The sequence below is a fragment of the Streptomyces sioyaensis genome, from assembly GCF_004122735.1.
Lineage (GTDB): Bacteria > Actinomycetota > Actinomycetes > Streptomycetales > Streptomycetaceae > Streptomyces > Streptomyces sioyaensis.
Map to the genome: position 1 here is coordinate 1 of NZ_SDIF01000103.1, position 24,904 is coordinate 24,904.

Below are 24,904 nucleotides of genomic sequence, written 5' to 3' on the forward strand. Positions count from 1 at the left end.
GGACGGGGCGGGGCGGGGGATGGCCACGGTCGGGGAGCCGTCGGCGCCCGGGTCACGGCGGTCATGACGCGCGTGCCGCGCCGGGCCGGCGTCAGGGTCGTCGGCGTATCCGGCGCCGTAGCCGCCGTCGTGGTCGAGCGCCGGGACGGTGTCCGGGGATCCCGTGAGCGAGGCGTCCGTCCCGCCCTTCTCCCCGTCGGCCGGTTCCGCGCCGAGCAGCCCCTGGGGCACGATCAGGACGGCCTGGACGCCGCCGTAGATGTTGCTCTGCAGCCGGACAACGATGCCATGCCGCCGGGCGAGCGAGGAGACCACGAACAGCCCGATGCGGCCGTCGCTCAACAGCTCGGCGACATCGATGTGTTCGGGGTCGGCCAGCAGGGCGTTCATCCGGTTCTGCTCGTCCGCCGACATGCCCAGGCCGCGGTCCTCGACCTCGACGGCGAGACCGGCGGTGACGAGCTGGGCGCGCAGCAGGACCGGGGTCTGCGGGGCGGAGTAGATCGAGGCGTTCTCGACGAGTTCGGCGAGCAGGTGGATGACGTCGGCGACGGCGTGTCCGCGCAGGGTGCCCTCGATCGGCGGCACCAGCTTGATCCTCGGGTACTGCTCGACCTCGGCGATCGAGGAGCGCAGTACCTCGGTCATGGACACCGGGCGGCTCCACTGGCGGCGCGAGATGGCGCCGCCGAGGACGGCGAGGTTCTCGGCGTGCCGGCGGATGCGGGTGGCCAGGTGGTCGACGTGGAACAGGCCCTTGAGCAGGTCCGGGTCCTCGACCTGGTTCTCCAGCTCGTCCAGCAGCTCGATCTCGCGGTGGACCAGGGACTGCAGCCGGCGGGCGAGGTTCACGAAGACCTCGACCTTCTGCTCGCTGCCGCTGGCGTTGCTGCGGGCGATGGCGACCGCGTCGATGACGGCGGACTCGGCGGCCCGGCCGGCGGCGGCCACCTCATGGGCGAGCAGGTCGAGGGTGTCGCCGGTGGGCGCGAGCGCCGTGTCCGGCTCGCGGCGCTGGAGCCATTCGCCCTGCCGTACCCGGTCCAGCAGGTCGTAGAGGTCGGACTGGCTGCGGGCGCAGACCTGGCGGAGCCGGGCGTAGCGGGCCACGGCTGCGCGGGCCTCGGCGTTGGCCGCGGCGCCCGCGGTCAGCACGATGACGCAGACCAGGGCGAGCCCGCCGGCCAGGATCACCCATGCCTGCCCGGACACCCGGGCGCCGCCGGCCTGCACGACGAACGCGGCGACGGCGGTGCAGACGACGGCGACCAGGAGACAGGGCACGGCGGCGAGCCTGACCAGCCGGGACCGTATCGCCGAATCGGCGGCCGACTCGGGGAACGCGGCCCGGCCGTGTCGTCCGCCGTCACGCTCCCGCCGCCGGGCGGAGGTGGGGACAGGAGCGGCCCCCGGGGAGCTCTGGGGTCCCGGGGACCTCTGAGCCTCCTGGGACATCTGGGTCCCCTGGGGGAATGCGGTAGGCATCGGCGCCCTCCGGATCGGCCGTTGGCAGTTCGCGGAGCACGCACGCTAGTTGTTACGGGGGTAGTGTCCGGAGCCACTTCGGGCTTTCGCTACCCCTCGCCACCTCCTTGAGTGGGCGCGCGGCGCACATCAGTGCGACACAATCCGAACTTCCGTTCAGCGAGGCGGAGTTGCGGCCTCCACAAGCGCGCATCCGAGGGCTCTCGGGCGGCATCCGCGGCCGCGCAGCACGGGGGCCCGGCCCGGCCGGCGGCGGACCGGCCCGCACGCCATCCGTTGCTGCACGCCGCTCACCACTGACGAAGCCCCGGGTCCGACTGATTCAATGCCCACCGAGGTGAGAGACATGGTGACTACCGACCGGATACTGGCGTTCGCAGCGATGTCGCTGCTGGTGATCGTGATCCCGGGGCCGAGCGTGCTGTTCGTGATCGGCCGGGCACTGGCCCACGGCCGGCGGACGGCCCTGGCGACGGTCCTGGGCAATGTGCTGGGCTCCTACCTCCTGGTGGTCGCGGTGGCACTCGGCCTCGGCTCGCTGGTGGAGCGGTCCGTCACGATCTTCCTCGCCGTGAAGCTGGCCGGTGCGGCCTACCTGGTCTTTCTCGGTGTCCAGGCCTTCCGGCACCGCAAGGACATGAAGATGGGGGCCGTGGACGCGCCCGGGCCGTCGGCCCGCGGTGATCTGCGGACGGTTGCCGACGGCCTCCTGGTGGGCGTCACCAACCCGAAGGGGATCGTCTTCTTCGCCGCCGTACTCCCCCAGTTCGTGGACCCGTCGGCGGGCGGGCTGCCCACCCAGATGATGATCCTGGGCCTGGTACCGATCTCCATCGGTCTGATCACCGACACCGTGTGGGGGCTGACGGCCTCGGCGGCCCGCGGCTGGTTCGCCCGCTCCGAACGCCGGATGTCGATGATCGGCGGGGCCGGCGGCTTCGCCATGATCGGCCTGGGTGTGACGGTGGCGGTCACCGGCCGCGCGGACTGACGGCGGCGGGGGGCCGGCGCCCGTGCGGCCCGCGCCGCCGCGTGCGGACCGGCCTCAGCGGTCCGCGGCGAGGTCCACGTCGGTGGCGGAAACCACCGGGGTCCAGGCGGGCCAGCCATGGGCGGGCGGCACCGCGATCGCCCGCCACCACGGGTGGACGGCCGGCGGATCGGCGGGCTCGAAGGGCTCTCCCGGCCGGGGGTGCGCGGTGCCGACCCCGGCCTTGCGGGCAGCGGTCAGCGTCCAGTCGGCGGGCTCCGCCCAGGGGTGCAGCGCCAGGTTGAAGGTGCCCCAGTGGATCGGCAGCAGTACCCCGCCGGACGCTCGGCCCTGGAGGTCTAGGTGGGACTGCACGCCCTGCTCAGGGTTCATGTGGATGTCCGGCCACATGCCGGGGTGCCGGGTGTCCGAGGTGGGGTTCTTGGGCCAGAAATCGCTGTACGCGCCGATCTGGATCATCGTCGCGTCGAACGGGCCGTGCGCCGCGCCGATCTCCGCGAAGCCGGAGAAGTAGCCGGTGTCGCCGCTGTGGAAGATCCGGTGCTCGGGCCCGGCGACCACCCAGGAGGTCCACAGGGTGTGCTGCGGGCCGCGCAGCCCGCGGCCGCAGAAATGCTGCGCGGGGGTGGCCGTGAGGGTCAGCCCGCCGACGCGGGTGGACTCGTGCCAGTCGAGCTCGGTGATGCGCTCCGCCGGCACCCCCCAGAATTCCAGGTCGGCGCCGATGCCGAGCGGTACCACGAATGCCGCGCCGGTGCCGGTCAGGCGCTGGACGGTCGGCATGTCCAGATGGTCGTAGTGGTCGTGCGAGATCATCACGACGTCGACCGGCCCCAGCTCGTCCAGCCCGATGGGTACCGGGTGCAGCCGCTTGGGGCCGGCCCAGCTGAACGGCGAGCAGCGCTCACCCCAGACCGGGTCGAAGAGCACCCGCTGCCCGTCGATCTCGGCCAGCACGCTCGAATGCCCCATCCAGGTGAGCCGCAGCCCGGAAGCGGGCGGCGCCGCCAAGTCCCCGGCGGTCGGGCGGTACACCGGAATCGGGCCGATCGGCGCCCGGCGCAGCCGTCCCTCCCGGCTCAGCTGCGCCCGCGCCATCTCCAGCGCGGCGCCCTTGGGCGGTCGTCCGGTCGGCACGGGATTGCGGAACTGACCGTCCACGAACTGTGGCGATCTGCGCATCCTGGCCAGCCGCTCCCCCGTGGGTTCGAGGCCGAAGCTCGCGGGGCGCAGCGCGGAAAGGCCAGTGCGACGGGGACGGGAACCGGTCACGGCACCTCCATGGTCAGGACGAACGCGAAGTGATACGGGCCGCGTGGGCGGCAGGCTCCGGCACACCGCGCCACTCGGCGCCGTCGTACGGCTTCCGCACCACGACACCCGGCGCCGTCGTACGGCTTCCGCACCACGACACCCGGACTCAACACCATCACCCTCTGAGGCAAACCGCGCGACCGGCCGTGACATTCCGGGGATCGGGTGTGACCTAGGGCGTGTCTTTCGGATCGGCCCCTGGCTGATCCGAAAGACACCCCCTCGTCCGAGGGGGATGCGGCGGGCCCGGCGGCGCCCTTTTCGGCACGTCGGACGCGTCCATTGCGGTGAGCCGCGCCCGGCACCCGGGGTGGCACCGGCCGCCGGCCGCCCGCGCTCCGGCGGCGTCCTACCCCCGCCCGAATTCCAGGACGAGATGATCCTCGACCGGGCGGTATCCGAGCCGCTGGTAGAGGGCGTTGCTGGTGGGGTTGGCGAGGTCGGTGAAGAGCAGCAGCTCCTGCGTGCCGCCGGCGCGTACGGCGCGGGACACGGCGGCCGTCACCGCTCCCGCATAGCCGCGTCCGCGCAGCTCGGGCAGGGTGTAGACGGGGGCGACGCGGGCCGCCCCGGAGAGCGGAGGGGTGTGGCCGGCCATCGCGACGGGACGGCCGCCGGTCTCCCACAGCAGGCAGCGGCCGCCGGCGATCCGGGCGTCGACCGCACGGGCGTCGCGGGGCGGCGGGTCACCGACCTCCGCGGCGAAGGCGGTGAACCAGGCGAGCAGCAGGTCCCGGTCGGCGGGCGTGGCGCGCCGGGCGGTGCCCGCCGGTGCGGGGGACGGTTCGATCAGCTGGTCCAGCCGGTAGAGCCGGAGGCGTTCGGCAGTGGTCACCGTGCCTCCGTGCCGCCGCTGCCAGGCGCCGGCGACCGCCTCGGCCACCGCCCGGCCGGCGTTCACCCCTGGGATCCCGATCCGCTCGGCAGTCAGCGTCTCCACCAGCTCACCCGCGGCCGCGTCCGGCATCGGCGAGAGCAGCGCCGTCCGCGGCGGGGTCCACACGAGAGCGGCCCCGACCGGGCCCTGTCCGTCGCGCCGCCACCAGCCGAACGCGGGCGCCTCCGCCCCGTACGCATCCGCACCGAGCGACCGCAGGGACGACGCCACGGACAGCAGCACCGTGTGCGCGGCGGGCCGGCTGCGCAGGAACGCTCCCGCGGCCGCCTCGAAGTCCGCGAGATGCCGGGTCGTGGTCCACGTCATGCCTCATCCTCCCGTGGGCCTGCGGGCAGCCGCAGCCGCTTTTCGGGGGCCGGCGGGCACCCCCTCGACGGCTGTGGGCGGGCTGGGGAGACCGGGGCGGCGGGGCAGGAAGACGGTGCGCAGGACGATGCGCGGGGCGACGAGCCGGGTGGGCGGCGCGGTGAGGCAGAAGACGTCCCGGAAGGCCGCACCGACGACGGGGTCGATCGCGGCGCGGGCGACGAGCCGGTCGAGGTACCACGTGGTCAGCCGCTCGCCGGCGCCGGCCGTGGCGTCCTCGGGGCTCGCATACGGGCGGTCCGCACCGACCGCGGCGAGCCAGGCGGGCTCCACGGCGCGGGCCACCGCCCGCTGCGCCTCGGCGGTGCTCCCGCCGCCGGCGAGCGTGCCGCGGACCGCCAGCGCGCCGAGGGCGGCCACCGACATGCCCTGCCCGTACACGGGGTTGAAGGTGCAGCAGGCGTCCCCCAGGACGAGGAACCCTTCGGGCAGCGCACCGGACCTCTCGAAGCGCCGGCGGCGGTTGCGGGTGTCGCGGAAGCCGTACACCGGCGAGCGCGGTTCGGCCCGGGCGAGCAGCTCATGGACGTACGGGTCGCCGATCGTCGCGCTGAACGCGGTGAACTCCGTGGCGTCCGTGGGCGGGTGGTGCCCGCGCACACCGGACAGCGTCAGCAGCCAGTTGCCGTCCTCGACCGGCACGTACGCCCCGCCGCGCGGGCACTCCGGCCAGCCGGGGACGTTGACGGCCACCTCGGGCGCGGTGGCCGGGTCCTTGGGGCGGTACATCCGGGTGGCGTAGGCGAGCCCCGCGTCCACGGTCTCCTCGTGCGGGGCGGTCCGGCCGAGGTCGCCGTACCACTGCGGGGTGCGGGAGCCGCTGCCCGAGGCGTCCACGACGAGCCCGGCCGCCAGCTCCCGGACGGCCCGCCCGGCCGGCACACCGTCGCGCGAGCGCACCCGTACACCGGTCACCCGGTGGGCGTCCCCGGTCAGCCCGACGGCCTCGGTCGCTTCGAGGACCTCGACGCGGGTGGCCGAGCGGGCGGCCGCCCGCAGCACCCGCTCGCGGACCACCGCGTCCAGCACCGGCCGGGTGACGCTCAGGGTGCGGTGCCGGCGCTCGTCGAAGCGGCGCTGCCAGCCGGTGGGGGTACGGGTGAGCAGATCGCGCGGCAGATCCAGGCTGCGGGCGCCCGCGTCGCCGAGGGCGTCGAGCGTGCCGGGCAGCAGCTCCTCCAGTGCCCGCTGGCCGCCGCTGAGGAGGACGTGCAGATGGCGGGCCTGCGGAACGCCCTTGCGGAAGGCGTGCCCCTCCGGATAGCGGTCGCGTTCGACGACCGTGATCGCGTCGACCTGCCCGATCAGGGCGGTGACGGCCAGCATCCCGGCGAGGCCTCCGCCGATGACGAGCGCGGTGCGTCCCCCGTTGGAGTGCTCTGCCATGCCTGCCTCGCTCCCCCGCCGGCCCGTCCGGCCGCCGTAAGCCCTTACTCGCTCCCCACTGGCCACAGAGCAGCGGCCTGGCCCCTTACGACTCGTTTCTCCCTCGTGTCACCACATTCCCTGACATCCCGTCATGCGGCGCGCCTGCGTCTAGACTCCCGGCAGCGGACGCACCTCGTCCGCAAACGGTCTCACCAGCAAGGGATTCGTCTCACCAGCAAGGGATCCAGGGACGCTTGTGACATTCCAGCAGGTTTCTGAGCCGTATGACGCCTATGACGTGCTCGTCGTCGGCGGGTCGGGCGTGGACACCGTCGTGCCGGTCGGCGCGCTGCCCGTACCGCTCACCGATTCCTCCGCGGTGCCCCCCATTCGCGAATGGGTGGGACACACCGGTACCGGCGTCGCGCTGGGCTGCGCGGCGCTCGGGCTCACCACCGGTTTCGTGGACTTCATCGGCGACGACCACCACGGCAGCCTGATCCGCGAACGGATGGCCGCCACCGGCGTCGACTTCCGGCCGCTGATCTCGCCGCACGGCACCCGGCGGGCGGTCAATCTCGTCGCCCCCGACGGCCGCCGGACGTCCTTCTACGACGCCCGGGATCCGCTCGACCTGCGGATGCCGCCGGAGCACTACCTCCCCGCGCTGCGCCGCGCCCGGCACGTCCATTTGTCGATCACGCACTTCTCCCGCTTTCTGTACGACGACATCGAGGCGCTGGGCCTCCCCGTCTCCACGGATCTGCACGACTGGGACGGGCTGACGGAACATCACCGCGAGTTCGCGCTCCGCTCGAACCTGGTGTTCCTCAGCACCGCCGGGGCGGGTGAACGAATCGCGTCCGTCATGCGGGAGATCCTGCACGAGGGGCGTGCCGAGGCCGTGATCGCGACGGCGGGGGCGGGCGGCGCCTATGTGCTCGGCGCCGACGACCGCTCCCCGCGCCCGGTGCCGGCCGTGGTGCCGCCCGGCCCGGTCGTGGACACCAACGGCGCGGGCGACGCCTTCACCTGCGGTTTCCTCTACGGCCGGCACTTGGGCCGGAGCCTTGAGGACTGTGCGCGACTGGGCGCCGTCGCCGGGGCGCATGCCTGTACCTCGCCCGGCACCCACACCACCCTCGTCGGCCCGGACGTGCTGCGCGCGGTCCCCACCACGGCGCCGGCCCCCGCCGCTCCGCCGCACTCCACGGCACCGCCCGGCGCCGGCCCCGGCTCCGCGGGCCCGCCGGACGCCCAGGTCTCCCCCGCGGGGGCCTAGCCGCCCGCTCCCGGCCGGACGGTCCGCACGGCGCGTTCCCTCCGGGGCGGCCGCCCGTCCGGCCGGCGCGGCTCAGCCCTTGCGGCCCACGCCGCCGTAGAAAATGGTGTTGTTGAGCTCCTCGGCGCCGGGCACCGCACCGTCCGGCCGCCAGAGCGGGACCCGTACGACACCCGGTTCCAGCAGGGCGAACGGTCCGAAGAGCGGCTCGATCCCGGCCTTCGTGCGCAGGTTGAGGGTGGCGGTGGAGCTCTGGTAGACGCTCACCACGCCCTCGCGCGCCCGCTCGTCCGTGCGGCCCTGGGCATAGGCCTCGTAGGGCTCACCGGTGGCGTGCGACAGCACGAGGCAACTGCCCGCGGGGAGCGCCTCGGCGAGGGTGGCGACGAGCGCGGCGGGATCCTCGTCGTCCCGGATGAAATGCAGTACGGCAACCAGCAGCAGCGCCACCGGCCGGTCGAAGTCGATCAGTTCGCGGACGGCCGGGTGGTCCAGCAGCGCCTGGGGGTCGCGGACGTCGCCGAGCACGAACGCGGTGCCCTCGGTGGTGGTCAGCCGGGCCCCGGCGTGGGTGGCGACGATCGGGTCGTTGTCGACGTAGAGGACGCGGGTGTCGGGCGCGATCTCCCGGGCGACCTCATGGGTGTTGGGCGAGGTGGGGATGCCGGTGCCGATGTCGATGATCTGGCGGATGCCGCCGGCGACCAGTTCGCGCACCGCCCGCCGCAGGAAGGCCCGGTTGGCGCGGGCGCTGAGCCGCACCTGCGGGTGGACCTCGATGACGCGCTCCGCGGCCACCCGGTCGACCTCGTAGTTGTCCCAGCCGCCGAGGTAGTAGTCGTACATCCGGGCCGGATGCGGCCGGCTGGTGTCGATCTCCTCGGCCGAGAAGCCCGAGTGCTCGGGGCCCTGGACGTACGGTCCGAGGAACGTGGCCCCGTCGTCCGGTCCGTGGGGGGAGGTGCCCTGCTCGCTCATGCCGTCCTCCGGTCGGTGCACCGGGCCGGTGCCACCGCGAGCAGGAAGTCGGCGTGGCCCGCCTTCGCCCCCTCGATGAAGCTCACCATTTCGCGGTGCGTGTAGATCAGTGCCGGGCCGTCCGGGTCGGTCGACTGGCGCAGCGCGATCCGGCCGTCCCCCAGCCGCATCGCCTCGACGCACTCGCCGCCGTTTCCGCCGCTCCAGGGCTTGTGCCAGCCCTCCGTGCCCAGTTCTGTGGCGGGCATGCCGTTGTAGATGCGTATGCGATCCATGGTTCAGATCTCCTTGCGAAAGCCACCCAGAATGGCCTCGGTGCGGTGTGCCGGCGCGGCCTGCGCGCACATCCGGTCCAGGGCCTCCAGGAACTGCGAGACGTCGTTGCGCTGGTCGAAGTACACGGCTCCGACGAGGCTTTCCGCGTATGCGATGTCCGGGAGTTCCGGGATCGGGAAGCGGAAGAGGTGGAAGGGGCCGTACATGGCCGGGTGCGGGCCCGCGGCGAAGGGCATGACCTGGAGCCGGACGTTCGGCAGCGCGGTGGCTTCCCTCAGCCGGGAAATCTGCTCCCGCATCACCGGGGAGCCGCCGATCGGCCGCCGCAGCACGGTCTCGTCCATGACGACCCACAACGTCGGTGCGTTGTCGCGGGTCAGCAGGGACTGCCGGGCCATCCGCAGGGCGACGATCCGGTCGATGTCCGCCGGGGAGGCGTGCGGCATACCCGCCCGCAGCACGGCGGCGGCGTAGTCCTCGGTCTGCAACAGCCCGGGGACGTAGTGCGGTTGGTAGGCCCGGATGAGGTTGGCCTCGCTCTCCAGGCTGACGAATGCGCTGAACCACTCGGGAAGGACGTCCCGGAAGCGGTGCCACCAGCCGGGCTTGTTGGCCTCGCGGGCGAGGGAGAGGAAGCCCTCGATCTCGTCCTCGTCGGCCACGCCGTAGGTCGCCAACAGCTTCTCGACGTAGGGGAGTTTGAGGCCGACCTCGGCCTTCTCCATGCGCCGTATCGTGGCGTGGGTCACGTCGAGGGCCGCGGCGGCCTGTTCGTAGGAGAGCCCCGCTTTCTCGCGCAGGTCCTGCAGTCGCTTACCGAGCACCACCCGCAGGACGGTCGGTGCACCTGCCGACCGTGGGTCCGCCACGTCCGATCGCCTCCAACTGATTTCAGTGTGCAGCAGTGTGTCATGCCGTCAGTATCGCGAACAGACTGCTTCTTACGATTCTGCAAATTGCAGAGTGATCCTTGCCATCGGTCACCGACATCGCACATAGTTGCGGAGTGGCTTCCTCCAACAACGCTCCTTCGTTAGGGCGCTGTGGCAGCTTTGTCGCCCAGTACCCGCAGGACGCGTTCCACTTGCCGGCGCGACGCACGTCCGTGCCCGAGGCACGCAGGCGCGTCAGCGCGCTGCTGAGCGAGTGGGGCGCGGATCAACAAGTCCGCGACGACGTGGAGTTGGTGGTTTCCGAGCTCTTCACCAACGCTCTGCGACACACCGACAGCGAGAAGGTCGGGTGCGAACTCGCCCTGTTCGGCGCGCACATACGCATAGAGATCACGGACCAGGGCGGCCCGGAGAATTCGGCGCCGCACGTCCAGCCCGGCAGCGTGGACAAGGAGTGCGGGCGGGGACTGTTCCTCGTCGGCGCGCTGTCCGACAGCTGGGGGTCCCGGCCTGCCGACAGCGGACCGGGCCGGGTCGTCTGGGCGGACCTGCCCTACACCGGTACCGCAACGCACTGAGGCCCCGCTCCGCCGTCGGCGGAACCGGGGCCTTCGTCATGCCCGGGCCGTTTCCGGCCGGTGCCGGACGCTACAGCGGCAGCAGATCGGGCCGCTTCGGCTCAACGTGATCGCCCGAGGACTCACCGCGCAGCCGGCGGCCGATCCACGGTACGAGGTGCTCCCGCGCCCAGTGGATGTTGTCCCGGCGCGCGTCGGCGGCCGAGCGCTCCGCCTCCGGCGGCCACGGCTGGTCCGGGTCGGCCGGCACCCGCATGCCGAGCACCTGGGCCGCGCGCAGCGCCACCCGGGTGTGCCCGTCGGCCGACAGATGCAGCCGGTCCTCGCTCCAGGCCCGCCGGTCCTGCACCGACTTCAGCGACCACAGATCCAGGACCGGGCAGTCGTGCCGGTCCGCGATGGCCCGGACGTGCGCCGTATACGTCGCGATCTTGCCGCGCAGGTGCTTGAGCACGGGGACGCCGCGGGTGTCGAAACCCGTGCAGACCAGGACCGTGCCGACCGACCCGCTCAGATCGCGGACCGCCGCCTCGTAGCGCTCGGCGACCGCGTCCGGGTCCGAGCCCGGCCGCAGGATGTCGTTGCCGCCGGCGCAGAACGTCACCAGGGCGGGGGCGAGCTCCTTCGCCCGCGGCACCTGTTCCTCGACGATCTGGTCCAGAAGCCGTCCCCGGACGGCGAGATTCGCGTAGCGGAAGTCCCCCTCCGCCTGCTGGTCCGAGAGCAGGACCGCGAGCCGGTCCGCCCAACCGATGTACACCCCGTCAGGGCCGGGATCCCCGACCCCCTCTGTGAAGCTGTCCCCGACGGCTGCGTACGACCCGATGGCGCCATGGGCGCCGCTGCTGATGTTCTTCGAATCGTCTGCCACGTCAGGACATACTTCACCTTGAGAAGTGACTTACGCCACCGTAACCAGGGGTTGACGGCAGGTGATTAATGCCACCGAGTTAAATTCGACCCAAACGGGAATAGAGATCGACGCACCTTGCTTCCCGCGCGCTTTGTCACACTCCTACACGCCCGTATTGCGGCCTGATTGTCCGTTGCATCAATGTCGTATCGTCGGATGGTGACCCGCCTCGTCGACGAGCAGCGTCGGCGGCCGACACCAAGGAGCGCCCGTGACGCAGACGCCGCAGGTCCCACCGGCCCAGACCGAGCTCGCGGAGGTCCGCAATTTCCGCGATGTGGGCGGGCTGCCGACCACGGACGGGCGTCGCGTACGGGAGGGCAGGCTGTTCCGCAGCGGGCATCTCGCCCATGCGACCACGGAGGACGCGGCATTTCTGGCCGGCCTCGGACTGCACACCGTCTTTGATTTCCGTAATGCCTCGGACATCAAACTGGAGGGGCCGGATGTCGCGCTGCCCGGGGTGCGCAATGTGAACATTCCGCTCACCGACCCGGCCGACGGTGCGGAGTTCTGGACGATGGTGCGCGACGGTGAGCTGGACCAGCTGCGCAGCGCGCTCGGCGACGGGAAGGCCGCGGCCCGGATGGCCGCCACCTACCGCCACATCATCACCACGCGTACCGAGGACCACAGCCGGGTGCTGCATGCGCTCGCCGAGGACAGCGTGCCGGCACTGATGCACTGCGCGGCCGGCAAGGACCGTGCGGGCCTGTCCGTGGCCGTGACCCTGCTGGCGGTCGGCGTGGAGCGGGACGCCATCGAGGCGGACTACCTCAAGTCCAACGACCCGCACCGCCGCTACAAGATCCGCCGCTCGGACAACTCGGCGGTGGGGATGTCGCCGGAGGTCATGGAGCTGCTCTCGCCGCTGTTCGGCGCGCACACCGACTACCTCACGGCCGCCTACGACGCGATCGAACACACCTGGGGCACGACGGAGGCGTACCTCACCGACGGCCTGAAGCTGACCCCTGCCGTCCGGGAGCGGCTGCGGGACCGGCTCCTGACGGACTGATACCCGCGCGCGGTCCCTGTGGCAGGCTGACCCGGCATAATCGACAACTATGAGTGGCGGGGTTCCGCCCGTTGACGGAACCCGCGAAGTGGATGGCGTACGGGCGCCAGTAGGGGGCGTGACGGCGGCCGCCCGGAGCGGCTCCGCCCCGAGCCCGCCCGATGGCCGAGCGGGCCGAGGGCCGCGGTCGCCGTCTGCAGGTCGAGCAGGTCAGCCCTTGCCGGCGTGCAAGGACTGCTTCACCAGCGTCCGCCCGAAGTCCCACATCAGGCTGCCGCCGCTGTGGGCGTCGTCCATGACGGCCGTGAACGCCTCGACGAAGCGGTCCACTTCCCGCTCGCCGATGATCAGCGGGGGAATCAGCTTGATGACCTCCAGATGGTCGCCGGAGACCTGGGTCAGGATGCGGTGCCGCTGCAGCAGCGGGACCACGACCATCTGCGCGAACAGGCCCTTGCGGGCGGCCTGCAGCATCGTCCAGCGGCCGCGCAGGCCCAGGGACCTGGGGCGGCCGAACTCGATGCCGATCATCAGGCCGCGGCCCCGTACGTCGTGCAGCAGCTCGTAGCGGTCGATGAGGGCGGCGAGCCGGGAGCGCAGCAGGTCGCCGGTGTGCCGGGCGTGGGCGACGAGCTGCTCGTCCTCCATCACCGCGAGCACCGCGAGCCCGGCCGCCATCGCCTGGGCGTTGGAGCCGAAACTGGCGGAGTGCACCAGGACCCGGTCCATGGACGAGTAGACCTTCTTGAAGATCCAGTCCTTGCCGAGGGTCGCACCGACCGGGACGTAGCCGCCCGAGAGCGCCTTGGCCACACACACCAGGTCCGGTTCCACGCCGTCCTCGTGCTGATAGGCGAAGAAGTCGCCGGTGCGGCCGAGGCCGGTCTGCACCTCGTCGGCGATCAGCAGCGCTTTGTGGCGGTGCAGCAGCTCCTGGGCGGCGCGCAGGAATCCGGGCGGGGTGGGGTGGACGCCCTTGCCCTGGACGGGTTCGACCACGAACCCGGCCACGTCGCCGCGCTTGAGCTCCCGCTCCAGTGCGGCCAGATCGCCCAGTTCCACGGCGGTGTCGGGCAGCAGCGGCGCGAAGCCGTCCCGGAAGCCGTCCTCGCCGTTGACGGAGAGCGAGCCGGTGGTCAGGCCGTGGAAGGCGTGGGTGCAGTAGAGGACGCGCGGTTTTCCGGTGGCGTAGCGGGCGAACTTCAGGGCGGTCTCGACGGCTTCGGTGCCGCTGTTGCCGAAGAAGACCCGGTCGAGGTGGGGCGCATGGCTCAGCAGCTTCTCGGCGAGCAGACCGGGCAGCGGCTGGCAGTCGAAGCGGGTGAGGTCGGCCAGCGAGGCGTCGAGGACGTCGTGCAGCGCCTGCCGGACGACGGGGTGGTGCCGGCCGAGGCCCATCACTCCGAAGCCGGCGAGCATGTCGAGGTAGTCCTGGCCCTCGGTGTCCCAGAAGTAGGCGCCCTCGGCCCGCTCGTAGACCTTGTCGAAGCCGATGGTGTGCAGCATCCGCGGGAGCTGGTGGTTGAGATGGCGGGCGTGCAGCTCATAGCGCTCCGTGCCGCGCTCGGCGAGGAGAGCGGTCAGATCGAATCCGGTCACGGTGTGCTCTCCTTACGGCCCGCCGCGGCGCGGCCCAGCGCGGCGCTGATCTGTCCGGCGATCTCGGCCGGGGTGAGTCCGAGGTCGGCCAGCAGCTCACCGCGCCGGGCGTGCGGCAGGAACTGCTCGGGGATCCCGAAGGTACGCAGCGGCACGTCCACGTGCGCGTCCCTCAGGGCCTGGCCGACCGCCCAGCCGATACCGCCGGTCCGGCTGTTGTCCTCCACGACGGCCACCATGGCGTGCTGCGCGGCGAGCTGCTCGATGGCCTCGTCGACCGGCTTGACCCAGCGGGGATCGATGACGGTGGCGTCGACGCCGCGCGCCGCGAGGAGTTCGGCGACCCGCAGACACACCGGGGCCATCACCCCGACGGCGACCAGCAGGACGTCCGGATGCGGGGCCCGGTGGAGGACGTCGACGCCGCCGATCCGGTCGATGGCCGGGATCGGGTCGTCCACCGCCTCCTTGGGGAAGCGGACGACGGTCGGTGCGTCGGCCACGTCCAGCGCTTCGCGCAGCTGGGCACGGAGCTGGTCGGCATCGCGCGGCGCGGCGATCCGCAGCCCCGGGACGACCTGCAGGATCGACATGTCCCACATGCCGTTGTGCGAGGCGCCGTCGGTGCCGGTGACACCGGCCCGGTCCAGCACGAAGGTGACCCCGCACCTGTGCAGCGCCACGTCCATCAGCACCTGGTCGAAGGCGCGGTTGAGGAAGGTGGCATAGACCGCGACGACCGGGTGCAGACCGCCGGTCGCCAGGCCCGCGGCCGACACGACCGCATGCTGCTCGGCGATGCCCACGTCCCACACCCGGTCGGGATAGGCCTTGGCGAACTTCTCCAGACCGACCGGTTGCAGCATTGCCGCGGTGAGCGCGACGACATCCTCGCGCTCGGCGCCGATGCGGACCATTTCGTCGCCGAAGACGGACGTCCAGGAGGGGGCGCCGGGCGGGGCGACCGGTGCGCAGGTCAGCGGGTCCATCACGCCGACGGTGTGGAAGTGGTCCGCCTCGTCCTCCAGGGCGGGCGGGTAGCCGCGGCCCTTCTCGGTCAGGCAGTGCACCAGCACCGGCCCGTGGAAGCCGGCCGCCCGGCGCAGCGCCGATTCGACGGCCGCGATGTCATGGCCGTCGATCGGCCCGACGTACTTCAGGCCCAGGTCCTCGAACATGCCCTGCGGGGCGATGAAGTCCTTCAGGCCCTTCTTGGCGCCGTGCAGCGAGTCGTAGAGGGGTGCGCCGACGACGGGGGTGCGCTGGAGGAGGTCCTTGCCCCAGGTCAGGAATTTCTCGTAGCCGTCGGTGGTGCGCAGGGTGGCGAGGTGGTCGGCCAGGCCGCCGATGGTCGGCGCGTAGGAGCGGGCGTTGTCGTTGACGACGATGATCAGCGGGCGGTCCTTGGCGGCCGCGATGTTGTTCAGCGCTTCCCAGGCCATCCCGCCGGTCAGCGCCCCGTCGCCGATCACGGCCACCACATGGTCGCGGCCGCCGCGGAGCCGGTGGGCCTTGGCGAGGCCGTCGGCCCAGCCCAGCACCGTCGAGGCATGGCTGTTCTCGATGACGTCGTGCACGGACTCGGCGCGCGAGGGGTATCCGGACAGCCCGCCCTTGGCCCGGAGCTTGGAGAAGTCCTGCCGTCCCGTCAGCAGCTTGTGGACGTAGGACTGGTGCCCGGTGTCCCACAGGATGCGGTCGGCGGGTGAGTCGAAGACCCGGTGCAGGGCGATGGTCAGCTCGACCACGCCGAGGTTGGGGCCCAGATGGCCGCCGGTGCGGGCGACGGCCTGGACGAGGAAGTGCCGGATTTCCTCGGCGAGTTCGGGCAGCCGGGCCGCGGGGAGCGCCTTGAGCGCGCGCGGTTCCCGGAGGTGTTCCAGCAGCGTCATGTGCGGTCCCCCTCTTCCTGTTCGGCCGGCGGTGCCGGTCCGGTCGCCGTCGGGTGTGGGGGCCGACGGCGGACCGGACCATGACGCGGGGAGCCCGGGCACGCGGGCTCCCCTCGGTCAGCGGGTCATCCGCGGTTTGCCGCGATGGTCTCCCTGGCCGCCCGCAGGGACTCCTTCAGGGAGCCCATGGTGGCGAGGACGGCGGTCGGCTCGTAGCCGCAGTGCGCCATGCAGTTGGCGCACCGCGGATCCTTGCCGCGGCCGTACTTGTCCCAGTCGGTCTCCTCGATGAGCTCCTGGTACGTCGGGACGTAGCCGTCGCTCATCAGGTAGCAGGGGCGCTGCCAGCCGAAGAGCGAGTAATTGGGGATCGCCCAGGCCGTGCAGGGGAAGTCCGCCTTGCCCTCCAGGAAGTCCAGGAAGAGCGGGCTGTGGTTGAGCCGCCAGCGCCGCCGGTTGCCGCCGGCGAAGGCCTTCTTGAACAGCTCGCGGGTCTGCTCGACGCCCAGGAAATGCTCCTGGTCGGGAGCCTTCTCGTAGGCGTAGGCGGGCGAGAGCATCATTTCGTCGACCTGGAGGTCGTCATTGAGGAAATTGAGGACCTCGATGATGGTCTGCGGGGTGTCGGTGTTGAAGAAGGTGGAGTTGGTGGTGACCCGGAAGCCGCGCCGCTTGGCCTCCTTGATTGCCGCCACCGCCTCGTCGAAAACGCCTTCCTTGGCGACCGATTCGTCGTGCCGTTCACGCATACCGTCGATGTGCACCGCGAACGCGAAATACGGGGAGGGCCGGAAATCATCCAGCTTTTTGCGCAGCAACATGGCGTTGGTGCACAGGAAGACGTATTTCCGCTTGGCCACCAGCTGCCGGACGATCTCGTCGATCTGCGGGTGCATCAGGGGTTCACCACCGGCGATGGAGACCATCGGGGCACCCGACTCCAGCACCGCGCCGACCGCCTGGGCCACCGGCATGCGCTGCTTGAGCACCCCCGCCGGATGCTGGATCTTGCCGCAGCCCTCGCATTTCAGATTGCACGCGAAGAGCGGCTCCAGCTCGACAATGAGCGGGAACTTCTCACGCCGCCGGATCATCTTCTGCTCAAAAAGATAGGTACCGACCCGGATGGACTGACGAAGCGGCATGGCCATCTGACTCACCTCCAGGGGAGCAGCAAAGAACGGTGCCATTCGTAGAAAACAGGCAGGACGGAGCGCAGGACTCGGAAGGCTGATATTCCACCGCGTACGGTGCCGATACGCACGAGTTCGTGTTCTGGAGCATCCACGACCACCCGGACGGCCGCAACCGGACGGGGGCCGGCCCGCCGGGCCGCACGGAGGGTGGCCGCGGACTCCATGTCCACCGCGACCGCACCGGCGGCGTGCAGCGCGGCCCGCTCCGCGCCGCGCACCACGTGGTCGGAGCCGCACAGCAGCCCGCTGTGCACCCTCAGACCGCGCTCCCGCAGGGCCCGCAGCAGCGGGCCGTTGTCCCGGCAGGGCGTCTCCGGGTCGTCGGCGTGGTGGCCGCGGGTGGCCGAGGCGACGATCACGTCCCCGGGCCGCATGCCGGGCGCGAGTCCGGCGCAGAAGCCGCTGGCGACCACCGGGGACCGCTCGGTGACCGCACCCTCGCTCAGCGCCGTGGCGAGGGTGCGTTCGGCCGCCTGCGGGCCCATGCCCGTACGGAGCACGACCGGCCGCGGGAAGGCCCGCTCCGCCGCTCCCCCGCGGTCGCCGCCGCGCAGGGCGAACCGCTCGATGCCGAGCGCACAGGCGACCAGCAGCGGTGGATCCGCGTCCGTCGGGGGCCGGCCCGGCATCAGGACCCCACCGGTGCGACGGCCGGGCCCCCGTTGAGATAGCGCCCCAGGGCCGTCAGGGGGAAGACCTGGCGGTAGAGGTGGTAGTTGATGGAGAAGTCCCAGGGGAAGCCCGTGCCGGTGAAGTACGGCTCGTCCCAGGAGCCGTCCTCGCGCTGGGTCGCGGCCAGCCAGCGCACTCCGCGGCGTACCGCCTCGCCGTCCCGCTCGCCGGCCGCGAGCAGCGCCATCAGCGCCCAGGCGGTCTGTGAGGCGGTCGAGGCGCCGCGCCCGGCCCACTGCTCCTTGTCCTGATAGGACCGCTGGTCCTCGCCCCAGCCGCCGTCGTCGTTCTGCACCCCCTCCAGCCAGCGGACCGCCCGGCGGACCGCGGGGTGCGAGCGCGGGATGCCGGCCGCGGCGAGCGCGGGGAGCACCGATCCGGTGCCGTAGAGGTAGTTGGTGCCCCAGCGGCCGAACCAGGCGCCGCAGGGGTCCTGTTCGGCCAGCAGCCAGGCGATTCCGCGGCGGGTGCGCGGGTCGTGGGTACGGCCGACGTCCGCGAGCATCTCGACGACATGGGCGGTGACATCGGCCGACGGCGGGTCGATGACCTCCCCGAAGTCACAGAACGGCAGCCGGTTGGGCAGCGGGCTGGTGTTGTCGACGTCGAACGCGCCCCAGCCGCCGTCCCTGGACTGCATGCCGAGGTTCCAGCGCACCGCGCGGCGTACCGCGGCCTCGACCCGCTGCGGATCGGGGTGCTTGACCCGGCGCAGCGCGAGCACCACCTCGGCTGTGTCGTCGATGTCCGGGTAGTTGTCGTTCTCGAACTCGAACGCCCAGCCGCCGGAGGGGAGTTGGGGACGCTTCACGCTCCAGTCGCCGGGCCGGTCGATCTGCTCGGCCAGTATCCACTCGGCGGCCTTGACCAGCTGGGGGTGGTCGGCGGGCACGCCGGCGTCGGCGAGCGAGATGGTGGCCAGGCAGGTGTCCCAGACCGGCGACTGGCAGGCCTCGATCATCCGGGCCCCGTCCGCGCGCCGTACGGCGAACCGGTCGAGGGACGCCAGGCCGGTACGCAGCACGGGGTGGTCGAGGTCGTAGCCGAGGAGGTGCAGCGCGATGACGGAGTAGACGGCGGGCGGCTGGATACCGCCCCAGCAGCCGTCGTTCTCCTGGCGTTCGATGATCCAGCGGGCGGCGGAGCGCATCGCGGCACGGCGCAGCCTGCGGAAGGCGACCTTGTGGTAGAGGTGCAGCGCCTTGTCGAGGCGCTGGAACAATCCGTCCCAGCTCACGGCGGGGGCGAGCGGCCGCGGCGGGTTGGGGCGGCGCGGATCAGTGTGCAGCTCGTCGAGGGCGAACGGCGCCGGGCGCACCGGGCGGGTGGCCGAGACGATGGTCAGCGGCACGATGGTCTGCCGCGCCCAGCATCCGAAGTCGTAGATGTTGAGCGGGAACCACTTCGGGAAGTAGAGGAGTTCCGGCGGCAGTTGCGGCAGGTCGTCCCACTTCCACCAGCCGAACAGGGCCAGCCAGATACGGGTGAAGACCCGGGCCGCGGCCACTCCGCCCTGCTCGCGGACCCATGCGGAGGCCCTGGCCATGTGCGGGGCATCCGGGGCGTCCCCGGCGAGGCGCAGGGCGACGTAGGCCTCGATGGTGGTGGAGAGTTCACCGGGCCCGCCGTAGAAGGTGGCCCAGGTGCCGTCCGGGCACTGCTCGCCGCGGATGTAGCGGGCTGCGGCCTCGGTGAGTTCGGGGTCCTGGAGCCCCAAGAACTGACGGAGCAGCAGGTCTTCGGCGTCCATCGTGACATTGGTCTCGAGGTCGCCCTTCCACCATCCGGCGGGGTCCTGGGCGGACAGCAGATGGTCGGTGGCGCGGGCGGTCGCGCGGCGGGCGGCGTCCGCCGTGTCGCCCCCTAAGGCGCTCCGTACCCGGGCGGATGCTGCGGTTTTCCCAGCGGTGGCATCGCTGGCCGAAGGGGCCCGGGGCGGCAGCGCCCCGGTGCTTCCGTCGGTCGTCGCTGTCATGGCTTCCCCTTCTGCAGTGAACTGTGAAAAGCGTGCTCAGGGATTCCGTCGGCCGGCGCCCGGCTGGCACCGGCCGGCGACTGCGATCTATTCGGTGTCGATGGTGATCATCTCTTTCGTACGACGACGAAGTCCGCGAGCGCGACGAGCTCGGCACGGACCTTCTCCGGCATCTCGATCTCGTCGAGCGCAGCGATGGCGGTGGTGTGCTGACGGCGGGCCTCCTGCGACGTCCACTCACGGCCGCCGGCCTCCTCGATGAGGGCCGCGCGGGAGGCGAACTCCTCTTCCGTGAAGTCGGCGATCTCGCTCTCGCTCTTCTTGGCGTCGGCCGCCAGGATCCGGGCGAGGCGCTCGGAGGCCTCACCGCCGGCGGCCAGGGCCGCGACGACCGGCAGCGACTTCTTGCGCTGCCGCAGATCGCTCCAGGTCTGCTTGCCGGTGGCGTCCGGGTCGCCCCAGATGCCGAGCAGGTCGTCGATGGCCTGGAAGGCGAGGCCGAGGTGGTAGCCGTACTTCTCCAGGGTGTCCGCCGTGCGGTCGTCGGCGCCACCGAGCACCGCGCCGATGGAGACCGCACAGGCCAGCAGCGCGCCGGTCTTGTTGCCCTCCATCTCCAGGCACTCCTCGACGGTGACCCGCTCGCGGTGCTCGTAGGAGATGTCCTGCGCCTGGCCGTCGATCAGCTTGCGGGAGGCCTGGGTGAGCCGGCGGGTGGCGCGGCCGGCGTCGACCGTGCCGAGCTCCAGCAGTATTTCGTTGGCGAGGGCGAAGAGCGCATCGCCGACGAGGATGGCCTGCGCGGGGCCGTGCACCTTCCACACCGTGTCGCGGTGCCGGCGCTGCTCGTCGCCGTCCATCAGGTCGTCGTGCAGCAGCGAGAAGTTGTGCACCAGCTCGACGGCGACCGCTCCGGGGATCCCGACCTCCGGGGCCGCGCCGGCGGCCTCGGCCGAGAGCAGGGCGAGCGCGGGCCGTACCGCCTTGCCGCTGTCACCCGTGGTGGGGTGGCCCTCGGCGTCGATCCAGCCGAAGTGGTAGGCGGCGACGGTGTCCATGGGAGGAGCGAGCCGGTTGACGGCGGCACGCAGCACGGGAGTGGCGAGTGTCCGCCCGCGCTCCAGCAGCGCGGTGACCCCGTCGGTGTCGATAGCTGGGGAAGCCGGATTCACGGTTTCTCCTCTGTTTCCGATGCTCGTGCTCGTGCGAGCGCTCGTACTCGTAGTCATGCCGCCTCCTGAGGCAACTGGCCCTGGGGGAAGCCGAGTTCGGTGAGTGCCTCGCGAGCGGCGGCAGTGCCGCTGCGAACAGCGCTTTCCATGGTCGCGGGCCACCCGGTGGCGGTCCACGCACCGGCCAGATACAGGCCGGGAGCTTGGGTGCGGGCGGCGGGGCGGAGCCTGCCGACGCCCGGTGCGGGCGCGAAGGTCGCGGTGCGCTCGCGGGTGACGAAGAAGTCGTGGATCCGGGCGCCCCGGGCGGCGGGCAACAGCCGCTCCAGCTCCGGAAGATAGCGGGCGCGCAGCTTGGCGACCGGCTGGTCGATCTCTTCCTGCGCGGCGGACTGCGACACGGCCAGGTACTGGCAGCGCTCGTTGCCCTTGACGCGCGTCAATCCCGACCCGTCGGTGCGATCGAAGACCCATTGGACGGGCGAGCCGACCGCGGCGAAGAAGGGGCGGCGCAGCACCGTGCGGTCGTAGACGACGTGGAGGTTGAGGATCGGGGCGGTGCCGATGTCCAGCAGCCGGTCCTTGCCGGCCAGCGCACCGTCGGGCAGCAGGGCGTGCGTCTCGCGCTGCGGTACGGCGAGGACGACGGTGTCCGCGGTGAGTTGCTCACTGCCGTGCGGGCCGTTCGCCACCGAGACCCGCCAGCCGCCGTCCGTACGGTCCACGGCCGCGACGCGGGTCCGCAGCGCGAGGCGCACCCCGGCCTTCTCCAGCGCCGTACGGGCGAGGGCGTCGTGGACGTCGCCGAGCGGGACGCGGGACCAGCCGATGTCGGCGGCGCCCGGCGCGGACAGCAGCCCGGTCTTGAAGACCTTGGCGGCCAGGCCCAGCGAGGCGTCCTCGGCACGGGCGTTGAGGGTCGCGATGCCGACCAGGTCCCACAGCGCCTCGACGGCCCGGGCCGACTGGCCGTGGCGGCGCAGCCAGCTGCCGAAGTCCACCCCGTCCAGCGCGGGGTCGGCCGGGTCGAGGCCCTTGAGCGCGAGGGTGGCGCGGACGACACCGGCCCGCTCGGCGGGTGAGAGGTGCGGGTAGCCGGCCAGGCTTCGGGCGAGGTGCAGCGGGACGGGCAGGGCGCTGCGGCGCAGCCGGCCCAGCCGCATCCTGCCCCGGCCGGAGCTGGAGCCGGGGTCCAGGACCGGTACGTCCAGGCGTTCCTGAAGGGGCACCAGGTCAGCGGCGCCGATCCGCTCCAGCAGCGTGCGGTAGGCGGTGCAGCAGCGCAGGTAGACGTGCTGGCCGTTGTCGACGCTCAGTTCGCCGGCGGCGGACTCGCGACGGAAGGAGAAGACCAGCCCGCCGAGCCGGGGCCGGCCCTCGATCAGGGTCACCCGCAGCCCCGCGTCGGCCAGCGCGAGCGCCGCGGTCGTGCCCGCGAGACCGCCCCCGACGACCACCGCGGTCCGCCCCTGGGGAGCGCCGGACGGCAGGTCAGGGTGGCGGCCGAGCCGCGTGGCTGGCGATGTCATGTGCTCTCCCCCCGTACTGCTGTGAGGGACGCAGCCACCCCGGAGAGGGTTGCCCGCCGCGCTGACGCGGGGTCACCGCCGTTGGCCGTCCGGCGCATCATCCACGCCTCCGGACGGACTGCCGTCGGCCGATCGCCCGCGCGTCGAGCCCGGAGAGCCCGCGCACCGCGACGAACGCCTTCTCCCGCCCGGGCAGCGAGACCCGGCCGCGCAGCACGGCCTCGGGGTCGGCGGCGATCCGGGTCAGCAGGCGGTGGTAGATGCCCGCCATCGCGGCCACGCAGGCGCCGCTGCGCCGGTCGAGCATCGGCAGCAGCCGGAAGCCCTCGGCGAACAGCGCGCGGGCGCGGGAAACCTCGAAGTGCACCAGGCCGGCGAAGTCGGAGCCGGGCGGCGGTACGGGGCGGTCGAAGCCGTCCGCACAGCCGAACTTGGCGAGGTCCTCGGCGGGGAGGTACGTCCGGCCGTTGCCGGCGTCCTCGCGAACGTCCCTGAGGATGTTGGTCAGTTGCAGGGCGAGGCCGAGGGTGTCGGCGTACTCCGGGGCACGTTCGGCATCCGGCGCGCCGGGGACCGTGCCGAACACTCCCAGCGAGAGCCGGCCGATCGCGCCGGCCACACAACGGCAGTAGACCTTCAGCTCGTCCCAGGTCTCGTACGTCTCGCCGCGCACGTCCATCAGCACGCCGTCGATCAGCTCGTCGAGACCCTCCAGCGGCAGCGGGAAGCGGCGGGCGGCATCGGAGAGCGCGACGGCCACCGGGTCGGTGTCGTCGTCGTCGATCCGGCCGTCCTTGATACGGCCCAGCAGCGCCCGGGTGTCCTCCAGGCGCCGTTGTTTGGCGGTGGGCTCCAGGGTGCCGTCACCGATGTCGTCGATCCGGCGGGAGAAGGCGTAGAGCGCCGACATGGCCTGTCGCTTGTCGGTCGGCAGCAGCCGGATGCCATAGGCGAAGTTCCGTGCCTGCTGCCCGGTGATGGCCTCGCAGTAGCGGTACGCAGCGAGCACCGGCGCGGACGCGTGTGCAGTGTCCTCCACGGTCCGACTCACCCCTCTCTTCGCAATGTCGCCGCTACCTCGCGCAGCAGGCTGAGCTTGGTCGGCTTGGGCGGTCCAGGGAGTACGTCATGATCGGCGGCCGCGACCGCCTGGAGTGCAGCGCGTCCGCCGGCCACGAAACCGGCCAGCAGCAGCTTGAGTCTGCCGTGGACGCTACCCACCAGCGGGGTGCCTTCATTCAGCAGGTCACGGGCGCGTTCCGCCTCGTAGGCGATCAGCGCGCGCACCGATGCGCCCCCGCTGGGCGCGGCCAGATCGGCCTCGGTGACGCCGAAACGTTTCATGTCCTCGGCGGGGAGGTAGATGCGGTCGCGCCCGAGGTCCTCGGCCACGTCCTGGAGGTGCTCGACGATCTGGAGCGCGGTACAGACGGCGTCCGAGCGGCGGACGCGCTCCGGGCTCGCGGTGCCGGTGATGCCGAGGACGAGCCGGCCGACGGGGTTGGCGGACAGCTCGCAGTAGGCGGCCAGATCGTCGTAGGTGCCATAGCGGCTGATCCGCTGGTCCTGCCGGTTGGCCGCGATCAGATCGAGGAACGGCTCGGGGGTCAGCCCGCAGCGGCGGACGGTCGGGCCGAGCCGGCGCATGAGCGGATGCCGGGGGCCGGGGGCCCGGTCGCTGAAGACGCGGTGCAGATCCTTCTCCAGGGCGTCCAGCAGCGCGAGCCGCTCTCCCCCGCTCTCGGCTGCGCTCGACCGGGAGGTGCCCCCGTCCTGCGCGCGGTCCAGCCCGAGGAGCACGGCATCGCCGCCGCCGGGGGCGAGATCACCGTCACCGATGTCGTCAACGAGCCGGGCGAAGCCGTAAACGGCCATCAGATCGGCGCGCCAGACCCGGGGCAGGAAGAACGGCGCCACCGGGAAGTTCTCGTGTGCGGCCTGATCGAGCACGGTGCGCGTCTGCTCCCGTCCGTCGCCCGCCACCCCCGTCCGGGGGAAAGCGCGACGCGCCTGCTCGTTGTCTCGGCTCACCGGGGGCTGCCCGGCGCATTTCGGTGCCGGAGCGAACCAGTAGCCATTGCCGTCACGTCTCCCGTTCTACACCGCCAAGCTAAAACATCCTATTTCGGACACGCCGCAGCAGGCGACGCGCCCGATCGAGTCCATATCGCCCGCTCGGGTGAGCATTGCCCGACATGTACCACTTGATGCTGTTCAGTACCCGTACAGCTTACGCCGTACGTCTCGCCCGCCTCCGAGGGGGTACCGAAGCGGTGGGCACCATTCCGGCCATCATCCACGGCGTCCGAACTGTTCCCGACGCCCCTGGAGTTGACGATTTCCGCACACCCGAAGGCCTCCGAGAGGCGGACTCGCGGAGGCCTTCGGGTGCGGGACGGGGACTACTTGCCCGTCTCCTTTTCGTACGCCTTGATGACCTCGTCGGTGGGGCCGTCCATCAGCAGCTCACCGCGTTCCAGCCACAGCACCCGGTCGCAGGTGTCGCGGA

General features: G+C 72.0%; 21 protein-coding genes and 1 pseudogene. 4 read left to right on the top strand and 18 right to left on the bottom strand.

Features of this window, described 5'->3' with window-relative positions:
- On the bottom strand, nucleotides 1-1,455 hold a 1,455-nt coding region (locus EST54_RS26515), incomplete at its 3' end, for a sensor histidine kinase (RefSeq protein WP_135796899.1).
- A gap of 376 nt (nucleotides 1,456-1,831) precedes the next feature.
- Between EST54_RS26515 and EST54_RS26520 the strand changes: the two genes are divergently transcribed.
- Entirely contained in the window at nucleotides 1,832-2,476 is a 645-nt protein-coding gene (locus tag EST54_RS26520; RefSeq protein WP_129250243.1) for a LysE family translocator, read from the top strand.
- Between the two features lie 54 nt (nucleotides 2,477-2,530).
- On the opposite strand, the gene EST54_RS26525 is transcribed toward EST54_RS26520, so the two are convergent.
- The 3 genes from EST54_RS26525 to EST54_RS26535 form a co-directional block, all read right to left on the bottom strand.
- The gene (locus tag EST54_RS26525) at nucleotides 2,531-3,748 is read right to left on the bottom strand and encodes an MBL fold metallo-hydrolase (protein ID WP_129250244.1); all 1,218 of its coding nucleotides are present in this window, start codon (nucleotides 3,746-3,748) and stop codon (nucleotides 2,531-2,533) included.
- A 391-nt stretch (nucleotides 3,749-4,139) separates the two neighbouring features.
- Complete coding sequence (locus EST54_RS26530) at nucleotides 4,140-4,994, bottom strand: GNAT family N-acetyltransferase (RefSeq protein WP_129250245.1); 855 nt, start codon at nucleotides 4,992-4,994, stop codon at nucleotides 4,140-4,142.
- Nucleotides 4,995-4,997: 3 nt separating this feature from the next.
- A complete protein-coding gene (locus EST54_RS26535; protein ID WP_129250246.1) occupies nucleotides 4,998-6,440 on the bottom strand; it encodes an NAD(P)/FAD-dependent oxidoreductase in 1,443 nt (480 codons plus the stop codon).
- 238 nt (nucleotides 6,441-6,678) lie between these two features.
- Here EST54_RS26535 and EST54_RS26540 point away from each other — a divergent pair, with 238 nt between their 5' ends.
- The gene (locus EST54_RS26540; RefSeq protein WP_129250247.1) at nucleotides 6,679-7,704 is read left to right on the top strand and encodes a carbohydrate kinase family protein; all 1,026 of its coding nucleotides are present in this window, start codon (nucleotides 6,679-6,681) and stop codon (nucleotides 7,702-7,704) included.
- A 72-nt stretch (nucleotides 7,705-7,776) separates the two neighbouring features.
- Here the strand turns inward: EST54_RS26540 and EST54_RS26545 are convergent, their stop codons facing one another.
- Genes EST54_RS26545 through EST54_RS26555 form a run of 3 tightly spaced genes read right to left on the bottom strand, consistent with a single transcriptional unit; the run spans nucleotide 7,777 to nucleotide 9,827 of the window.
- The gene (locus EST54_RS26545) at nucleotides 7,777-8,682 is read right to left on the bottom strand and encodes an SAM-dependent methyltransferase (protein ID WP_174857523.1); all 906 of its coding nucleotides are present in this window, start codon (nucleotides 8,680-8,682) and stop codon (nucleotides 7,777-7,779) included.
- Nucleotides 8,679-8,957 carry a DUF397 domain-containing protein gene (locus tag EST54_RS26550; protein ID WP_129250248.1) on the bottom strand — a complete coding sequence of 93 codons (279 nt, stop codon included), beginning with the start codon at nucleotides 8,955-8,957 and terminating at the stop codon, nucleotides 8,679-8,681. Before EST54_RS26550 ends, EST54_RS26545 begins: the two co-directional genes overlap by 4 nt.
- A gap of 3 nt (nucleotides 8,958-8,960) precedes the next feature.
- Nucleotides 8,961-9,827, bottom strand: a complete 867-nt coding sequence (locus tag EST54_RS26555; protein ID WP_129250249.1) for a helix-turn-helix domain-containing protein — start codon at nucleotides 9,825-9,827, stop codon at nucleotides 8,961-8,963.
- Nucleotides 9,828-10,042: 215 nt separating this feature from the next.
- Between EST54_RS26555 and EST54_RS26560 the strand changes: the two genes are divergently transcribed.
- Entirely contained in the window at nucleotides 10,043-10,429 is a 387-nt protein-coding gene (locus EST54_RS26560; protein ID WP_129250250.1) for an ATP-binding protein, read from the top strand.
- A gap of 70 nt (nucleotides 10,430-10,499) precedes the next feature.
- On the opposite strand, the gene EST54_RS26565 is transcribed toward EST54_RS26560, so the two are convergent.
- Nucleotides 10,500-11,300, bottom strand: coding sequence for an SGNH/GDSL hydrolase family protein (locus EST54_RS26565; RefSeq protein WP_129250251.1), 801 nt, complete (start codon nucleotides 11,298-11,300; stop codon nucleotides 10,500-10,502).
- Between the two features lie 253 nt (nucleotides 11,301-11,553).
- On the opposite strand from EST54_RS26565, the gene EST54_RS26570 reads away from it, so the two are divergent.
- Complete coding sequence (locus tag EST54_RS26570) at nucleotides 11,554-12,360, top strand: tyrosine-protein phosphatase (RefSeq protein WP_129250252.1); 807 nt, start codon at nucleotides 11,554-11,556, stop codon at nucleotides 12,358-12,360.
- 210 nt (nucleotides 12,361-12,570) lie between these two features.
- On the opposite strand, the gene EST54_RS26575 is transcribed toward EST54_RS26570, so the two are convergent.
- The 10 genes and pseudogenes from EST54_RS26575 to EST54_RS35630 form a co-directional block, all read right to left on the bottom strand.
- Nucleotides 12,571-13,959, bottom strand: a complete 1,389-nt coding sequence (locus EST54_RS26575; protein ID WP_129250253.1) for an aspartate aminotransferase family protein — start codon at nucleotides 13,957-13,959, stop codon at nucleotides 12,571-12,573.
- Nucleotides 13,956-15,851, bottom strand: a complete 1,896-nt coding sequence (gene dxs, locus EST54_RS26580) for a 1-deoxy-D-xylulose-5-phosphate synthase (RefSeq protein WP_129250254.1) — start codon at nucleotides 15,849-15,851, stop codon at nucleotides 13,956-13,958. The genes EST54_RS26575 and dxs overlap by 4 nt, the downstream gene beginning before the upstream one ends.
- Before the next feature lie 125 nt (nucleotides 15,852-15,976).
- The gene (gene hpnH, locus EST54_RS26585) at nucleotides 15,977-17,002 is read right to left on the bottom strand and encodes an adenosyl-hopene transferase HpnH (protein WP_129250255.1); all 1,026 of its coding nucleotides are present in this window, start codon (nucleotides 17,000-17,002) and stop codon (nucleotides 15,977-15,979) included.
- 5 nt (nucleotides 17,003-17,007) lie between these two features.
- A complete protein-coding gene (locus tag EST54_RS26590; protein ID WP_129250256.1) occupies nucleotides 17,008-17,676 on the bottom strand; it encodes a phosphorylase family protein in 669 nt (222 codons plus the stop codon).
- The gene (shc, locus tag EST54_RS26595) at nucleotides 17,676-19,694 is read right to left on the bottom strand and encodes a squalene--hopene cyclase (protein WP_129250257.1); all 2,019 of its coding nucleotides are present in this window, start codon (nucleotides 19,692-19,694) and stop codon (nucleotides 17,676-17,678) included. Before shc ends, EST54_RS26590 begins: the two co-directional genes overlap by 1 nt.
- Nucleotides 19,695-19,801: 107 nt before the next feature.
- Nucleotides 19,802-20,866: a polyprenyl synthetase family protein gene (locus EST54_RS26600; protein ID WP_174857524.1), complete on the bottom strand. Its 1,065-nt coding sequence runs from the start codon at nucleotides 20,864-20,866 to the stop codon at nucleotides 19,802-19,804.
- A 53-nt stretch (nucleotides 20,867-20,919) separates the two neighbouring features.
- Nucleotides 20,920-22,395, bottom strand: coding sequence for a hydroxysqualene dehydroxylase HpnE (gene hpnE, locus EST54_RS26605; protein WP_239012652.1), 1,476 nt, complete (start codon nucleotides 22,393-22,395; stop codon nucleotides 20,920-20,922).
- Nucleotides 22,396-22,492: 97 nt separating this feature from the next.
- Nucleotides 22,493-23,446, bottom strand: coding sequence for a presqualene diphosphate synthase HpnD (hpnD, locus tag EST54_RS26610; RefSeq protein WP_129250259.1), 954 nt, complete (start codon nucleotides 23,444-23,446; stop codon nucleotides 22,493-22,495).
- A complete protein-coding gene (gene hpnC, locus EST54_RS26615) occupies nucleotides 23,443-24,345 on the bottom strand; it encodes a squalene synthase HpnC (RefSeq protein ID WP_129250262.1) in 903 nt (300 codons plus the stop codon). The genes hpnD and hpnC overlap by 4 nt, the downstream gene beginning before the upstream one ends.
- 452 nt (nucleotides 24,346-24,797) lie before the next feature.
- A pseudogene (locus tag EST54_RS35630) lies at nucleotides 24,798-24,904 on the bottom strand (ABC transporter ATP-binding protein); the annotation flags it as partial.

Coding starts and splice junctions, on each gene's coding strand:
- shc (WP_129250257.1), bottom strand. CDS start 19,694: ATGACAGCGACGACCGACGGAAGCACCGGGGCGCTGCCGCCCCGGGCC.
- EST54_RS26590 (WP_129250256.1), bottom strand. CDS start 17,676: ATGCCGGGCCGGCCCCCGACGGACGCGGATCCACCGCTGCTGGTCGCC.
- EST54_RS26520 (WP_129250243.1), top strand. CDS start 1,832: ATGGTGACTACCGACCGGATACTGGCGTTCGCAGCGATGTCGCTGCTG.
- hpnE (WP_239012652.1), bottom strand. CDS start 22,395: ATGACATCGCCAGCCACGCGGCTCGGCCGCCACCCTGACCTGCCGTCC.
- EST54_RS26550 (WP_129250248.1), bottom strand. CDS start 8,957: ATGGATCGCATACGCATCTACAACGGCATGCCCGCCACAGAACTGGGC.
- EST54_RS26535 (WP_129250246.1), bottom strand. CDS start 6,440: ATGGCAGAGCACTCCAACGGGGGACGCACCGCGCTCGTCATCGGCGGA.
- EST54_RS26530 (WP_129250245.1), bottom strand. CDS start 4,994: ATGACGTGGACCACGACCCGGCATCTCGCGGACTTCGAGGCGGCCGCG.
- dxs (WP_129250254.1), bottom strand. CDS start 15,851: ATGACGCTGCTGGAACACCTCCGGGAACCGCGCGCGCTCAAGGCGCTC.
- hpnH (WP_129250255.1), bottom strand. CDS start 17,002: ATGGCCATGCCGCTTCGTCAGTCCATCCGGGTCGGTACCTATCTTTTT.
- EST54_RS26545 (WP_174857523.1), bottom strand. CDS start 8,682: ATGAGCGAGCAGGGCACCTCCCCCCACGGACCGGACGACGGGGCCACG.